At 63.2% G+C, this 12944-nt stretch carries 22 protein-coding genes; all 22 read left to right on the top strand.

Annotated features, from left to right (window positions below; genetic code table 11):
* Window positions 1-96: 96 nt before the first annotated feature.
* The 22 genes from BQ7471_RS03880 to rplO all read left to right on the top strand — a co-directional run bounded on the left by BQ7471_RS03880 (window position 97) and on the right by rplO (window position 12828).
* Window positions 97-1755, top strand: coding sequence for a SpaH/EbpB family LPXTG-anchored major pilin (locus BQ7471_RS03880; protein ID WP_083663227.1), 1659 nt, complete (start codon window positions 97-99; stop codon window positions 1753-1755).
* 1045 nt (window positions 1756-2800) lie between these two features.
* Window positions 2801-3109, top strand: coding sequence for a 30S ribosomal protein S10 (gene rpsJ, locus BQ7471_RS03870; protein ID WP_003790631.1), 309 nt, complete (start codon window positions 2801-2803; stop codon window positions 3107-3109).
* An 11-nt stretch (window positions 3110-3120) separates the two neighbouring features.
* The gene (rplC, locus tag BQ7471_RS03865; protein ID WP_076464327.1) at window positions 3121-3789 is read left to right on the top strand and encodes a 50S ribosomal protein L3; all 669 of its coding nucleotides are present in this window, start codon (window positions 3121-3123) and stop codon (window positions 3787-3789) included.
* A 2-nt stretch (window positions 3790-3791) separates the two neighbouring features.
* Window positions 3792-4436: a 50S ribosomal protein L4 gene (gene rplD / locus BQ7471_RS03860; RefSeq protein WP_076464446.1), complete on the top strand. Its 645-nt coding sequence runs from the start codon at window positions 3792-3794 to the stop codon at window positions 4434-4436.
* Window positions 4433-4738 carry a 50S ribosomal protein L23 gene (gene rplW, locus BQ7471_RS03855; protein ID WP_076464326.1) on the top strand — a complete coding sequence of 102 codons (306 nt, stop codon included), beginning with the start codon at window positions 4433-4435 and terminating at the stop codon, window positions 4736-4738. Before rplD ends, rplW begins: the two co-directional genes overlap by 4 nt.
* Before the next feature lie 24 nt (window positions 4739-4762).
* Entirely contained in the window at window positions 4763-5599 is an 837-nt protein-coding gene (gene rplB, locus BQ7471_RS03850; RefSeq protein WP_076464324.1) for a 50S ribosomal protein L2, read from the top strand.
* Window positions 5600-5615: 16 nt separating this feature from the next.
* Entirely contained in the window at window positions 5616-5897 is a 282-nt protein-coding gene (gene rpsS / locus BQ7471_RS03845) for a 30S ribosomal protein S19 (protein WP_005962242.1), read from the top strand.
* 28 nt (window positions 5898-5925) lie between these two features.
* Window positions 5926-6297, top strand: a complete 372-nt coding sequence (gene rplV, locus BQ7471_RS03840) for a 50S ribosomal protein L22 (protein WP_076464322.1) — start codon at window positions 5926-5928, stop codon at window positions 6295-6297.
* Window position 6298: 1 nt separating this feature from the next.
* Window positions 6299-7099: a 30S ribosomal protein S3 gene (gene rpsC, locus BQ7471_RS03835; protein ID WP_076464321.1), complete on the top strand. Its 801-nt coding sequence runs from the start codon at window positions 6299-6301 to the stop codon at window positions 7097-7099.
* A gap of 5 nt (window positions 7100-7104) precedes the next feature.
* Complete coding sequence (rplP, locus tag BQ7471_RS03830) at window positions 7105-7524, top strand: 50S ribosomal protein L16 (protein ID WP_076464319.1); 420 nt, start codon at window positions 7105-7107, stop codon at window positions 7522-7524.
* Window positions 7524-7757 (top strand): 50S ribosomal protein L29, encoded by a 234-nt coding sequence (gene rpmC, locus BQ7471_RS03825; protein ID WP_076464318.1) that lies wholly within the window; start codon window positions 7524-7526, stop codon window positions 7755-7757. The genes rplP and rpmC overlap by 1 nt, the downstream gene beginning before the upstream one ends.
* Window positions 7758-7762: 5 nt before the next feature.
* Window positions 7763-8029, top strand: a complete 267-nt coding sequence (gene rpsQ / locus BQ7471_RS03820; protein WP_076464316.1) for a 30S ribosomal protein S17 — start codon at window positions 7763-7765, stop codon at window positions 8027-8029.
* Window positions 8030-8523: 494 nt separating this feature from the next.
* On the top strand, window positions 8524-8892 hold the full coding sequence (gene rplN, locus BQ7471_RS03815) for a 50S ribosomal protein L14 (RefSeq protein WP_076464315.1): 369 nt from the start codon (window positions 8524-8526) through the stop codon (window positions 8890-8892).
* A complete protein-coding gene (gene rplX / locus BQ7471_RS03810) occupies window positions 8892-9323 on the top strand; it encodes a 50S ribosomal protein L24 (protein ID WP_076464313.1) in 432 nt (143 codons plus the stop codon). The genes rplN and rplX overlap by 1 nt, the downstream gene beginning before the upstream one ends.
* A 2-nt stretch (window positions 9324-9325) precedes the next feature.
* Entirely contained in the window at window positions 9326-9871 is a 546-nt protein-coding gene (rplE, locus tag BQ7471_RS03805; RefSeq protein WP_076464312.1) for a 50S ribosomal protein L5, read from the top strand.
* A gap of 3 nt (window positions 9872-9874) precedes the next feature.
* Window positions 9875-10060, top strand: coding sequence for a type Z 30S ribosomal protein S14 (locus BQ7471_RS03800; RefSeq protein WP_076464310.1), 186 nt, complete (start codon window positions 9875-9877; stop codon window positions 10058-10060).
* Window positions 10061-10121: 61 nt separating this feature from the next.
* The gene (rpsH, locus tag BQ7471_RS03795) at window positions 10122-10520 is read left to right on the top strand and encodes a 30S ribosomal protein S8 (protein ID WP_076464308.1); all 399 of its coding nucleotides are present in this window, start codon (window positions 10122-10124) and stop codon (window positions 10518-10520) included.
* Between the two features lie 15 nt (window positions 10521-10535).
* A complete protein-coding gene (gene rplF / locus BQ7471_RS03790) occupies window positions 10536-11072 on the top strand; it encodes a 50S ribosomal protein L6 (RefSeq protein ID WP_076464307.1) in 537 nt (178 codons plus the stop codon).
* Window positions 11072-11443, top strand: coding sequence for a 50S ribosomal protein L18 (rplR, locus tag BQ7471_RS03785; protein ID WP_076464306.1), 372 nt, complete (start codon window positions 11072-11074; stop codon window positions 11441-11443). Before rplF ends, rplR begins: the two co-directional genes overlap by 1 nt.
* A 28-nt stretch (window positions 11444-11471) precedes the next feature.
* The gene (rpsE, locus tag BQ7471_RS03780; protein ID WP_076464304.1) at window positions 11472-12167 is read left to right on the top strand and encodes a 30S ribosomal protein S5; all 696 of its coding nucleotides are present in this window, start codon (window positions 11472-11474) and stop codon (window positions 12165-12167) included.
* Entirely contained in the window at window positions 12167-12349 is a 183-nt protein-coding gene (rpmD, locus tag BQ7471_RS03775) for a 50S ribosomal protein L30 (protein WP_076464303.1), read from the top strand. Before rpsE ends, rpmD begins: the two co-directional genes overlap by 1 nt.
* Before the next feature lie 2 nt (window positions 12350-12351).
* Window positions 12352-12828 carry a 50S ribosomal protein L15 gene (rplO, locus tag BQ7471_RS03770; RefSeq protein ID WP_076464301.1) on the top strand — a complete coding sequence of 159 codons (477 nt, stop codon included), beginning with the start codon at window positions 12352-12354 and terminating at the stop codon, window positions 12826-12828.
* Window positions 12829-12944: the final 116 nt, after the last annotated feature.

Here is a 12944-nt window from a genome sequence, read left to right as displayed (position 1 = left end):
AGGAGGCGCGGGTCTCTGATTCATCGCATCCACATCATCAGTTCATAGAGAAAACTTGCTACATCCCGTAGCGCAACACAGTGAGAGGAAAATCCTGTGACTATCAAACACCTACCCGGTGGGCGTCGGGTGCTCGCCGGAGCCGCTGCTCTCGCAGTCGGCTTCGTCGGCTTCGGTTCCGCGACCTACGCGGATCCGGCACTGGCTCCGGGCAATATTCAGATGCCTGGGAGCGGTGCTTCGCTCACCATCCACAAGCACATCGATGGCTCTCAGACACCGCAAGGTACGCCTGATGGTAAGACTCAGGTGGATGGTACCGGTGTCGAAGGCGTTCAGTTCACCCTGTACCCGATCACCAACCTCGACCTGACCACCCAAGCAGCGTGGAATGGTCTGAAGGACATGCCTGTTCCGGCTGACGCCTGTAACAATCCGGTGTCTCTCAAGCTGCCCAATGATGCTAACCCTTCGGTTTACGATAAGCCCGCCACGTTTGGTGCCCCTGTTGTCTCAGGTCTGACTGCTGCCGATGGCACGGTGAAGGTCAGCGGTCTCGAGATTAAAGGGTATCTCGTGTGTGAGACGAAGGCCCCTGCCAACATCGTCCAGAAAGCGGCCCCGTTCTTCGTGACGATTCCGTTCCCGAATAACACTGCGAACGCCGCGAACGGTGATGGAGAGTGGCTGTACGACGTTCACGTTTACCCGAAGAATAAGCCGGTTGACAAGCCGACCAAGGACGTCGTCGTTTCGAACAACGGTCTCGTCAATGAGGGCCAGCTGACCTACACGGTCTCGCAGAAGGTTCCTGAACTCGGCGCTGGCTACTCCTTCAAGTATTTCATCATCGGTGACAAGATGTCTGCAGGCCAGGATGCAGAGCCAAGCAATGTCGATTCCGTCAAGTTGGACGACGGCACCGTGCTGGGATACACAACCAAGAAGGGTGCAGACGGCAAGCTCTACGTGTCCCTTGACAAGGCTGCGCTCGAAACTCTGAAGACCAAGGCCGGAAAGACTGTGGTCGTCACCTTCAAGACGAAGGCCACGCAAATCGGTCTCCTCGACAACTGGGCCCAGTCATACGTCAAGTCGGTCCCCGGTGACACCCCGCCTCCCCCGGAGGAACCGCCGGGTGACGATGAGCCGCAGCCAACTAACAAGGTCGTCACCAGCTGGGGTGATGTGATCATTGAGAAGCATGACCAGGACAACCAGAAGAAGCTTGCTGGTGCAACTTTTGAAGTTTACAATGCCAAGGCCGCTTACGATGGCACCTGCACCAAGGAGCTTGAGGGCAACGCCCTCGTCGTCAACGGCAAGAGCAAGTTCACCACTGGTGTCGATGGCACCGTGAAGATTGACGGCCTGTTCGTTGATCAGGGCAAGGCCTCCCAGAAGGAGGCTGGCGGCAAGCCGGTCTTCGAGGCAGACGGCACGACCCCGGTTTATAACGACCCCGCCTGGGATCACAACAATACCCATCGTTGCTACGTGCTCAAGGAAGTCGCTGCACCTGCTGGCTACACCCTGCCGACCGGTGACAACGCTTTGACAGCAGTGAAAGTGACTCCGGACGCGACCGCTGTGGGTTCGTTTGACGCACAGGTTCCGAACATCAAGCAGGATGTTCCCGGACTGCCGCTGACCGGTGCGAATGGCCAGTTGCTGATGACTATCGGCGGTGCGTCGCTCATCCTCATCGCTGCGGGCGCAACCCTGGTTGCACGTCGCCGTCGCGAGCAGGGCTGACCAGTCCAGGATCGGAGCAGCACCTGACGGTGTAACGTATCCTGACACTCGCAAGGGTGGTGGGGAGAAATACTCCCCGCCACCCTTCGTCATGCCCGCTCCACGGCCTTGACGGCTGCATTCTCACTGAAAGACGCGTTGGTAACGCGCGTCACGGCGATGATGGCGGGCTGCGTGACGACACGGACTCTTGAACGGCATTCTGGAATTGATGGAGCGACCTCGCAAGCAAGTTCGGATGGCGGGTTTTCAACGCACTCCGCCCTGCGATGCGTGGCGCTCCGAAGAGCCGACGCTGCGCGAGATGTTGGCACCATCCTGGGAGTCTCCCATCAGCGTGCCGCACGACTACTCCTGTCGACGAACTGAGTCGGAGTGCCGGAGGACTGCTCGCCAGACCATCTCAGCGACACAGAAATGATCTCACTGACAAACGTGTCTCTTCGCTTTCAATTGTCACTGAAAGCGAGGTGCGCAATTGTAGGAGGAAGCTATTCGTCGCTGAACGCATCGAAGCGTTTGATCAGATCGCAGCTGGTTTTGGCGAAGAACCGTTCAACCTGGTCGCTCCAGGAGGATTAAACGGGGGCGACACGGGGTGAGGGGAGCGGACACTCGCGAGCCCCGCCGCCAACAGGTTGTGATCCACATCCACTTTGGCGACACGCCCGAGTGCGGGTACACTGGGTGCTCGGCGCTGCCCATTGTTGACAGGCGGGGCGTGTCCACCGGGATCGCCCTCGTCAATCGGCAAACGGAGCAGCAATGGTCGTCCGGATGAATGTCGGAGGATTCACACGATTTCTCGCGCGCCCGAACTTGCCGGGAAGAATGTGAATCTGACAGACTTATACGGTTGCCCCGCGCATGTGGGGCGGTTCCGCGGGCTCTCCGCGGACCGGGCATCACGCCCGAGATCTTTGGACAAGACAACGGTCCACCCCCCGCATAAAGGAGGAACCGCGCGAAAGGACTGTCGCCGAAATGACGACACGCCCGAGTGCGGGGACCGGTGACGAATCTCAATGAGAAGAGGTAACACGGCATGGCGGGACAGAAGATCCGCATCCGGCTCAAGTCGTATGACCACGAGGTCATCGACTCCTCCGCGCGCAAGATCGTGGACACCGTGCAGCGTGCAGGCGCCACAGTCGTGGGCCCGGTGCCGCTGCCGACCGAAAAGAACGTGTTCGTCGTCATTCGGTCGCCCCACAAGTACAAGGACAGCCGCGAGCACTTCGAAATGCGCACTCACAAGCGGCTCATCGACATCATCGACCCGACCCCGAAGGCCGTCGACTCGCTCATGCGCCTCGATCTGCCCGCGGACGTCAACATCGAGATCAAGCTCTGAGGACATCTGCAATGACAACTGACAACAAGCAGCACGCTGGAGCGCCCATCGCGGCGCTGCTCGGCCGCAAACTCGGCATGACCCAGGTGTGGGACGCCGAGGGTCACGTCGTGCCCCTCACTGTCGTCCAGGTCGACACCAACGTCGTGACCCAGGTCCGTACCGACGAGGTCGACGGCTACTCCGCCATCCAGATCGGCTTCGGCGACATCGACGCCCGCAAGGTCACCAAGCCCCTCGCCGGACACTTCGCGAAAGCCGGGGTCGAGCCCCGTCGCCACCTCGCCGAGGTCCGCACCTCCTCCGCAGACTCCTACGAGGTCGGCCAGGAACTCGACGCCTCCACCTTCGAAGCAGGACAGAGCGTCGACGTCTCCGGAAACACCAAGGGCAAGGGCTTCGCCGGCGTCATGAAGCGTCATGGCTTCGCCGGCGTCTCCGCCACACACGGCGCCCACCGCAACCACCGCAAGCCCGGCTCCATCGGCGCCTGCGCGACCCCCGGTCGCATCTTCAAGGGCCTGCGCATGGCCGGCCACATGGGTGGCGCCCGCCGTACCGTCCAGAACCTCACGATCCAAGCCGTCGACACCGAGAAGGGCCTGCTGCTCATCAGCGGCGCCATCCCGGGCCCCAAGAACGGCGTGGTCCTGGTTCGCTCCGCTGTGAAGGGTGCGTGATCATGTCTGACGTTCAGACCCTCGACGTCCTCGATCTCAAGGGTAAGAAGGCCGCCACGGTCGAACTCCCTGCGAAGATCTTCGACGCTCCCACCAACATCCCGCTGATGCACCAGGTCGTCGTCGCTCAGCTTGCTGCCGCCCGCCAGGGCACGCACGCCACCAAGACGCGCGGCATGGTCTCCGGCGGCGGCAAGAAGCCGTACCGCCAGAAGGGCACCGGCAACGCCCGTCAGGGCTCGATCCGCGCCCCGCAGTTCACCGGTGGCGGCGTCGTCCACGGCCCGCAGCCGCGCTCCTACAACCAGCGGACCCCCAAGAAGATGATCCGCGGCGCACTGTACTCGGCACTGTCCGACCGTGCGCGCGCCGGTCGCATCCACGTCGTCACGGCCCTCATCGAGTCCGAGACCCCGAAGACGAAGATCGCACTGGCTGCGCTGCGCGGAATCGTCGAGGACCGCAAGGCCCTCGTCGTCCTCGAACGCGGAGACGAGCTGACCGCCCTGTCCCTGCGCAACGTCCCCGAGGTTCACATTCTGTGGGCCGACCAGCTGAACACCTACGACGTTCTCAACGCCGACGACATTGTGTTCACGCAGGCCGCCCTCGAGTCCTTCCTCGGTACCAAGGAGGAAGCCAAGTGAGCACCATCGAAGCGGGCAAGAACCCCCGCGACATCATCCTGAAGCCGGTCGTCACCGAGAAGTCCTCCATCCTCATGGATGAGGGCAAGTACACCTTCGAGGTCGACCCGCGCGCCAACAAGACCGAAATCAAGATCGCCATCGAAGCGATCTTCGGAGTCAAGGTCGGCCAGGTCGCCACTCAGAACCGCAAGGGCAAGACCTACCGGACCCGCAACGGTCTGGGCAAGCGCAAGGACGTCAAACGAGCGATCGTGACGCTGCGCGAGGGCACCATCGACATCTTCGGCGATCAGGCCTGAGAACCGGAGAGGTAGAGGACAAACATGGGAATCCGCAAGTACAAGCCCACGACTCCGGGTCGTCGCGGCGCGTCGGTCTCCGATTTCGTTGAGATCACCCGCTCCACCCCCGAGAAGTCGCTGCTGCGCCCGCTGCACAAAACCGGTGGACGCAACTCCAATGGCCGCGTCACCTCCCGTCACCGCGGAGGCGGTCACAAGCGCCGGTACCGCGTCATCGACTTCCGCCGCCACGACAAGGACGGCGTGCCCGCAATCGTCGCGCACATCGAGTACGACCCGAACCGCACGGCGCGCATCGCCCTCCTGCACTACGCGGACGGCGCCAAGCGCTACATCCTCGCCCCGGCGAAGCTCTCCCAGGGCGACCGCGTCGAAGCCGGTCCCGGAGCCGACATCAAGCCCGGCAACAACCTGCCGCTGCGCAACATCCCCCTCGGCACGGTCATCCACGCCGTTGAACTCAAGCCCGGCGGAGGCGCGAAGATCGCCCGCTCCGCGGGATCGTCCGTTCAACTCGTCGCCAAGGAAGGCCGCTACGCCCAGTTGCGCATACCCTCCGGCGAAATCCGCAATGTCGAGATCGCCTGCCGTGCAACGGTCGGCGAGGTCGGCAACGCCGAGCAGTCGAACATCAACTGGGGCAAGGCCGGCCGCATGCGCTGGAAGGGCAAGCGCCCGCACGTTCGCGGCGTCGTCATGAACCCCGTCGATCACCCGCATGGTGGTGGCGAGGGCCGCACCTCCGGTGGCCGTCACCCGGTGAGCCCGTGGGGCAAGCCCGAGGGCCGTACTCGCCGTCCGAATAAGGAAAGCGATCGCCTGATCGTTCGTCGTCGCAAGACCGGTAAGAATCGCTGAGTAGGAGCCGATAACAATGCCACGCAGTTTGAAGAAGGGCCCGTTCGTCGACGACCACCTGCTCAAGAAGGTCGATGCCGCGAACGAATCCGGCTCGAAGAACGTCATCAAGACCTGGTCGCGCCGCTCGGTCATCACCCCGGACTTCCTGGGGCTGACCTTCGCGGTCCACGACGGCCGCAAGCATGTCCCCGTCTTCGTCACCGAATCGATGGTGGGCCACAAGCTCGGAGAGTTCGCTCCCACGCGCACCTTCCGCAGCCACGACAAGGACGATCGTAAGGGACGCCGGCGCTGAGCCGGTCCTGGGAAGAAGAGGCAGATTAATGGAAGCCAAGGCGCAGGCGCGTTATGTCCGCGTCACGCCCCAGAAGGCCCGCCGTGTCGTGAACGAGGTTCGTGGCAAGGCCGCCCTGGAGGCCGCCGATATCCTGCGGTTCGCCCCGCAGGCCGTCGCCACCGATGTCCGCAAGGTGCTGCTCAGCGCCGTCGCCAACTCCAAGGTGAAGGCTGAACTCGCCGGAGAGGCCTTCAACGAGGCCGACCTCATGATCATTGAGGCCTACGTCGATGAGGGTCCGACCATGAAGCGGTTCCGCCCACGTGCACAGGGACGCGCAGGACGCATCCTCAAGCGCACGAGCCACATCACCCTTGTGGTCGGCACCAAGGAAGACAAGAAGAAGGGAGACCGCTGATATGGGCCAGAAGGTCAACCCCACCGGGTTCCGCCTGGGAATCACGACCGATCACCGGTCCCGCTGGTTCTCCGACTCGACCACTAAGGGGCAGCGCTACTCGGACTACGTTGCCGAGGACGTTGCGATCCGCAAAACCCTGTCCGAGAACCTCGAACGCGCAGGCATCGCGAAGGTCGATATCGAGCGCACGCGTGACCGCGTCCGCGTCGACCTGCACACCGCGCGTCCGGGTATCGTCATCGGTCGCCGCGGTGCCGAGGCGGATCGTCTTCGCCAGGGCCTCGAGAAGCTCACCGGCAAGCAGGTCCAGCTCAACATCCTCGAAGTGAAGAACCCCGATCTGAATGCACAACTCGTCGCACAGGGGATCGCCGAGCAACTCGCTGCCCGCGTCTCCTTCCGCCGCGCCATGCGCAAGGGCATCCAGTCCGCTCAGCGCGCCGGTGCCAAGGGCATCCGCGTTCAGGTGTCCGGTCGTCTCGGCGGAGCCGAAATGAGCCGCTCGGAGTTCTACCGCGAAGGCCGCGTGCCACTGCACACGCTTCGCGCGAACATCGACTACGGATTCCACGAGGCGCGCACGACCTTCGGTCGCATCGGCGTCAAGGTGTGGATCTACAAGGGCGACATCACTGAACGCGAGTTCGCGCGCCAGCAGGCCGAGCAGGCCAACCGTGGTGGACGCCGGGGTGACCGTCGCGGACCGCGCCGCGGTGGACGTCCGAACCAGGAGAACGCTCAGCAGCAGGCACAGGCTACAGCCGCGCCCGCAGCTACTGACAACGGATCGGAGGCCTGAGCCGGATGCTCATTCCCCGTCGTACCAAGTGGCGTCGTCAGCACCGCCCGCACCGCACCGGTAACGCAACCGGCGGCACCGAACTCGCATTCGGCGATTACGGGATCCAGGCGCTGACCGGCGCGTACATCACGAACCGTCAGATCGAGGCCGCTCGTATCGCCATGACGCGTCACATCAAGCGCGGCGGCAAGGTGTGGATCAACATCTTCCCCGACCGCCCGCTAACCAAGAAGCCCGCTGAAACCCGAATGGGTTCCGGTAAGGGCGCCGTGGAGTGGTGGGTCGCCCCCGTCAAGCCCGGACGAATCCTGTTCGAGCTGGGAGGCGTCGATGAGAACCTCGCTCGCGAGGCAATGCGCCGCGCCCAGCATAAGCTTCCTATCAAGACCCGTTTCGTGGTCCGAGAGGGTGGTGACAACTGATGGCCGAAAAGGGTCTGAACGTCTCCGACCTCGATGCCATGGATGACGCGCAGTTGTCCAAGGAACTCGAGAAGGCCAAGGCCGAACTGTTCAACCTGCGTTTCGCGCAGGCTGTCGGCAGCCTCGAAGACCACGGCCGCATGAAGACCGTGCGCCGTGACATCGCCCGGATCTACACGATCGCGCGTGAGCGGGAGCTAGGCTACCGCACCGCCCCGAGCACCGAGGAGTGAGTCACATGGCAGAAACCACCAAGCGCAATGATCGTAAGGTCCGTCGCGGCTACGTCGTGTCGGACAAAATGGACAAGACCGTCGTCGTTCGAATCGAGGACCGTGTCAAGCACGCCCTCTACGGCAAGGTCATGCGCAAGAACAAGAAGGTCAAGGCGCACGACGAGCACAACGAGTGCGGCATCGGCGACCTCGTCCTCATCATGGAGACCCGTCCGCTGTCAGCCACCAAGCGCTGGCGCGTCGTCGAGATCATCGAGAAGGCCAAGTGATCTGACAGATCACAGCGCCTCACAGGGGGTCGGCATCCGCAAGGGTGTCGGCCCCCGTTCTTGTATCACCTGATCCGCAGTATCGGACAACATTAATGTGGATCCGAACGTTGTGACGCGGACCTGAACGGTGCAACATTCGGAAGCTGCGCGGTGTGTTCCGATGACGCGCGCGACGTTCGCAATGGTGATGATGCGAGGCGCCGAGGTACTGCCCGTCAAGCCCCGGATGCAGCAGAAGGGACCGATTCCATGGGGCAGATCACGCGAGATCCGCTTTTGCCGGTGTATTGCGATGGGGTAGGGTGGGACAGTTGCGTGACTCGGGGCGCATTGCGCCCCGAGTTGATAGTGCGAGCGAGCAACATCTCCCGCTGGGGCGGTGCGTTCGCACTATTGTCGGCATCGATGCGCAATAGTCAATGCACGATCGGCAAGGCTCGCGGGAAGTAATGCTCCTGCGAGAACCGGCTCGACCACAGGAGCAATAGAACATGATCCAGCAGGAGTCGCGACTCAAGGTCGCCGACAACACTGGTGCGAAGGAAATCCTGACCATCCGTGTACTCGGCGGCTCTTCTCGCCGCTACGCAGGAATCGGCGACACCATTGTCGCCACCGTCAAGGACGCCATCCCCGGCGGTACCGTCAAGAAGGGCGACGTCGTCAAGGCGGTCGTCGTCCGCACCCGTAAGGAAACCCGTCGCGCCGACGGCTCTTACATCCGCTTCGACGAGAACGCAGCCGTCATCATTAACGCAAACGGCGAACCGCGTGGAACCCGCATCTTCGGCCCAGTCGGCCGCGAGTTGCGCGACAAGAAGTTCATGCGCATCGTCTCCCTCGCACCGGAGGTGATCTGATGGCAGCGAAGATTCGCAAGGGCGACCTCGTCGAGGTTGTTCGCGGACGCACGTCCGATGAGAAGAAGCTCGCAAAGCGCAACGAGCGCCGTATCGCTGAGGGCCTCGAACCCCTCAAGCCCGGTGATAAGGGCAAGCAGGGGCGCGTCATTAAGGTGTTCCCCGCCGACCAGAAGGTTCTCGTCGAGGGCGTCAACCTCAAGACCCGTCACGTTCGCCAGGGCCAGCAGGGACAGGCCGGCGGCATCGAGACCATCGAAGCCCCCATCTCCCTGTCGAAGGTCGCACTGGTCGATCCCGACACCAAGCAGCGCGTGCGCGTCGGCTTCCGCGAGGACACCGTCGAGCGCGATGGCCGCACCCGCACCGTCCGCGTCCGCGTGACCCGTGGTGGCGCTAAGCGCGGCATCGAGCAGGGTAAGGAGATCTGAACATGGCCCCGCGTCTGAAAGAAAAGTATCTGTCGGAGATCCGCGAAGCTCTGCGTGAAGAGTTCAAACACGAGAACATCATGCAGGTCGGCGGGCTGACGAAGATCGTCGTCAACATGGGCGTCGGCGAGGCGGCTCGCGACTCGAAGGCACTCGAGGGCGCAATCCGCGACCTCACTGCCATCACCGGTCAGAAGCCCGCCACCACCAAGGCCAAGAAGTCCATCGCGCAGTTCAAGCTCCGCGAAGGCCAGCCCATCGGCGCGCACGTTACGCTGCGCGGTGATCGCATGTGGGAATTCCTCGATCGACTCCTGTCGACCGCCCTCCCGCGCATCCGCGACTTCCGCGGCCTGTCCCCCAAGCAATTCGACGGTCATGGGAATTACACCTTCGGCCTCACGGAACAGTCCATGTTCCACGAGATCAACCAGGATTCCATCGACCGCGTTCGCGGCATGGACATCACGGTCGTCACGTCGGCATCCACCGATGAAGAAGGCCGTTCCCTGCTTCGTCGCCTCGGCTTCCCGTTCAAGGAGGACTGACCCATGGCCAAGACGTCTTTGAAGATCAAGGCAGCGCGCACCCCTAAGTTCGGTGTGCGCGGCTACACGCGGTGCAACCGCTGCGGGCGTCCCCGCTCGGTCTACCGCAAGTTCGGACTATGCCGCGTGTGCCTGCGCGAGCTCGCCCTCAAGGGCGAACTCCCCGGCATCACGAAGAGCAGCTGGTAAGACACTGACGTCGTAGGTCCCGCAACAGGGGATACCGCGACGAGGAAGGGGACAACCCCCAATGACAATGACAGATCCCATCGCAGACATGCTGACGCGTCTGCGCAATGCGAATCGCGCTCATCACGACACGGTCTCCATGCCGTACTCGAAGCTGAAGAACGCGATCGCGAACATCCTGGTCGAAGAGGGCTACATCTCCTCGACCAGCGTCGAGGACGCCCGCGTGGGCAAGACCCTCACGCTGACCCTCAAGTACGGCAACCATCGTGAGGCCGCCATCCAGGGGCTGCAGCGCGTGTCCAAACCAGGTCTGCGCGTATATGCCAAGTCCACCAACCTGCCCAAGGTCCGCGGCGGCCTCGGCGTGGCCATCCTGTCCACGTCCTCCGGCCTGCTCACCGACCGCCAGGCAGCCGAGAAGGGCGTAGGCGGGGAAGTCCTCGCCTACGTCTGGTGAACAGGAGGCTGAACAATGTCGCGTATCGGTAAGAACCCCATTGCCATCCCCGCTGGCGTCGACGTCGCAATCGACGGCGCGGACGTCACCGTGAAGGGCAAGAAGGGCCAGCTCAGCCACACTGTCGCTTCCCCCATCGAGGTCACCATCGACAATGGCCAGATCACTGTCGCACGACCTGATGACGAGCGCACGTCCCGTTCGCTGCACGGCCTGACCCGTACTCTCATCGCCAATATGATCATTGGCGTCACCGAGGGCTACAAGAAAGAACTCGAGATCACCGGCACCGGTTACCGCGTGGTCGCCAAGGGCAAGAACCTCGAGTTCGCGCTCGGCTTCTCGCACCCGGTCCTCGTCGAGGCCCCTGAAGGCATCGAGTTCACCGTCGAATCCCAGACCAAGTTCACGGTCCACGGCATCGACAAGCAGCTCGTCGGCGAGACTGCGGCTCGCATCCGCAAGCTCAAGAAGCCGGAGCCCTACAAGGGCAAGGGCATCCACTACGTGGGCGAAACGATCCGTCGCAAGGTCGGAAAGGCTGGTAAGTGATGGCGTACACGGTCAAGGGCAAAGGCAAGTTCGTCGCTCGCAAGCGTCGTCACCTGCGCCTTCGCAAGAAGATCAACGGTACGGCTGCGCGTCCTCGCCTAGTCGTCACCCGTTCCAACCGCCACATGGTGGCCCAGGTGATCGACGACACCGTTGGACACACCCTGGTTTCCGCGTCGGACATGGAAGCCGAACTCGCTGCGGCGGAAGGCACCAAGACCGACAAGGCGCGCAAAGTCGGCGCTCTCATTGCAGAGCGCGCTCAGGCCGCCGGCATCACCTCGGTCGTCTTCGACCGAGGTGGGAACAAGTACTTCGGCCGCGTGGCGGCCGTCGCCGAAGCCGCCCGTGAGGGCGGACTCGAGCTGTGACCGGATCGAAGGAAAGAGAGATCAACTGATGGCTGCACAGCAGCGAAGCAGGAACGGTCAGGAAGGCTCTGAGCGTTCGGGCGACAGCGAGCGTCGCGACCGCCGCAACGGCCGCGGGAATGACCGCGATAACCGTCGTGGCAATGACAAGAATGAATACATCGAGCGCGTTGTCGCCATCAACCGCGTGTCCAAGGTCGTCAAGGGCGGGCGCCGCTTCTCCTTCACGGCTCTGGTCGTCGTGGGCGATGGAGAAGGCACCGTCGGTGTCGGCTATGGAAAGGCCAAGGAAGTCCCCCAGGCCATTTCCAAGGGCGTCGAAGAGGCGAAGAAGAACTTCATCCGCGTCCCGATGATCCGCCGCACCATCACGCACCTAGTCGAGGGACGCGACGCCGCCGGCATCGTGCTTCTGCGTCCGGCCGCACCGGGAACCGGCGTTATCGCCGGCGGTCCGGTTCGCGCAGTGCTCGAGGCCGCTGGTGTTCACGACGTGCTCACCAAGTCGCTCGGCTCCGACAACGCGATCAACATCGTCCACGCGACGATCGACGCCCTCAAGCAGCTCGAACAGCCCGAGGCAGTCGCGGCGCGCCGTGGCCTTCCCCTCGAGCGGGTTGCACCGGCGTCGATGCTGCGCGCACGCGCGCAGGGCGAGGCCGACAAGCGCGCCAAGGCGGAACAGGCCGAGGCCGACAAGGCTTCAGCGGGGGTGAACGAGTGATGGCGAATCTGAAGATCACGCAAGTCAAGTCCACGATCGGCGCCAAACAGAACATGAAGGACACCCTGCGCACCCTCGGGCTGCGCAAGATCGGCCAGAGCGTCGTTCGTGAGGACACCAACACTGTTCGCGGTGCCGTCCGCACCGTGCGTCACCTGGTGACTGTTGAGGAGGTCGACTGACAATGGCGGACTCGAAGACCACTTCGGGTGAGAAGGTGCAAATCGTCAAGCTGCACCACCTTCGCCCGGCCCCCGGAGCCAAGAAGGCCAAGACCCGCGTCGGTCGCGGTGAGGGCTCGAAGGGCAAGACCGCTGGACGCGGTACTAAGGGCACCAAGGCCCGCTACCAGGTTCCCGCGGGCTTCGAAGGCGGCCAGATGCCGATTCACATGCGTCTGCCCAAGCTTCGCGGCTTCAAGAACCCGTTCCGCGTCGAGTACCAGGTCGTCAACGTGTCCAAACTCGAGGAGCTCTTCCCCGAGGGCGGCAAGGTGACGGTCGAGGACCTCGTCGCCAAGCACGCGGTTCGCGACGGCGCCCCCGTCAAGGTGCTCGGCACCGGGGAGCTCACCGTCAAGCTCGAAGTCGAGGTCGACTCCTGGTCGGCCAGCGCCCACGAGAAGATCACCGCGGCGGGCGGAACCATTACCGCCCGCTGACACCCGGTTGAGGGTGGCCCGGAGCCCCGGGCCACCCTCAACGGCGTATGACGGGACGGTCGGCCTCGTCGATCGTCCACCAACTCCGTAGAATGCGACTGCAGCCCACTTGCGAA

This window comes from Actinomyces mediterranea (assembly GCF_900155595.1).
In the GTDB taxonomy this organism is placed as follows: Bacteria; Actinomycetota; Actinomycetes; order Actinomycetales; family Actinomycetaceae; genus Pauljensenia; species Pauljensenia mediterranea.
Note: the sequence above shows the minus strand (reverse complement) of the source record. Positions and strands in the feature narration are given on the sequence as shown.

Excerpts from the sequence above, each read along its gene's own strand:
- rplV (WP_076464322.1), top strand. The coding sequence starts at position 5,926 with ATGGAAGCCAAGGCGCAGGCGCGTTATGTCCGCGTCACGCCCCAGAAG.
- rplD (WP_076464446.1), top strand. The coding sequence starts at position 3,792 with ATGTCTGACGTTCAGACCCTCGACGTCCTCGATCTCAAGGGTAAGAAG.
- rpsS (WP_005962242.1), top strand. The coding sequence starts at position 5,616 with ATGCCACGCAGTTTGAAGAAGGGCCCGTTCGTCGACGACCACCTGCTC.
- rpsC (WP_076464321.1), top strand. The coding sequence starts at position 6,299 with ATGGGCCAGAAGGTCAACCCCACCGGGTTCCGCCTGGGAATCACGACC.
- rplB (WP_076464324.1), top strand. The coding sequence starts at position 4,763 with ATGGGAATCCGCAAGTACAAGCCCACGACTCCGGGTCGTCGCGGCGCG.
- rpmD (WP_076464303.1), top strand. The coding sequence starts at position 12,167 with ATGGCGAATCTGAAGATCACGCAAGTCAAGTCCACGATCGGCGCCAAA.
- rplO (WP_076464301.1), top strand. The coding sequence starts at position 12,352 with ATGGCGGACTCGAAGACCACTTCGGGTGAGAAGGTGCAAATCGTCAAG.
- rplP (WP_076464319.1), top strand. The coding sequence starts at position 7,105 with ATGCTCATTCCCCGTCGTACCAAGTGGCGTCGTCAGCACCGCCCGCAC.
- rplR (WP_076464306.1), top strand. The coding sequence starts at position 11,072 with ATGGCGTACACGGTCAAGGGCAAAGGCAAGTTCGTCGCTCGCAAGCGT.
- rplX (WP_076464313.1), top strand. The coding sequence starts at position 8,892 with ATGGCAGCGAAGATTCGCAAGGGCGACCTCGTCGAGGTTGTTCGCGGA.
- rplC (WP_076464327.1), top strand. The coding sequence starts at position 3,121 with ATGACAACTGACAACAAGCAGCACGCTGGAGCGCCCATCGCGGCGCTG.
- rplF (WP_076464307.1), top strand. The coding sequence starts at position 10,536 with ATGTCGCGTATCGGTAAGAACCCCATTGCCATCCCCGCTGGCGTCGAC.
- rpmC (WP_076464318.1), top strand. The coding sequence starts at position 7,524 with ATGGCCGAAAAGGGTCTGAACGTCTCCGACCTCGATGCCATGGATGAC.
- rpsQ (WP_076464316.1), top strand. The coding sequence starts at position 7,763 with ATGGCAGAAACCACCAAGCGCAATGATCGTAAGGTCCGTCGCGGCTAC.
- BQ7471_RS03800 (WP_076464310.1), top strand. The coding sequence starts at position 9,875 with ATGGCCAAGACGTCTTTGAAGATCAAGGCAGCGCGCACCCCTAAGTTC.
- rplE (WP_076464312.1), top strand. The coding sequence starts at position 9,326 with ATGGCCCCGCGTCTGAAAGAAAAGTATCTGTCGGAGATCCGCGAAGCT.
- rplN (WP_076464315.1), top strand. The coding sequence starts at position 8,524 with ATGATCCAGCAGGAGTCGCGACTCAAGGTCGCCGACAACACTGGTGCG.
- rpsH (WP_076464308.1), top strand. The coding sequence starts at position 10,122 with ATGACAATGACAGATCCCATCGCAGACATGCTGACGCGTCTGCGCAAT.
- rpsJ (WP_003790631.1), top strand. The coding sequence starts at position 2,801 with ATGGCGGGACAGAAGATCCGCATCCGGCTCAAGTCGTATGACCACGAG.
- rpsE (WP_076464304.1), top strand. The coding sequence starts at position 11,472 with ATGGCTGCACAGCAGCGAAGCAGGAACGGTCAGGAAGGCTCTGAGCGT.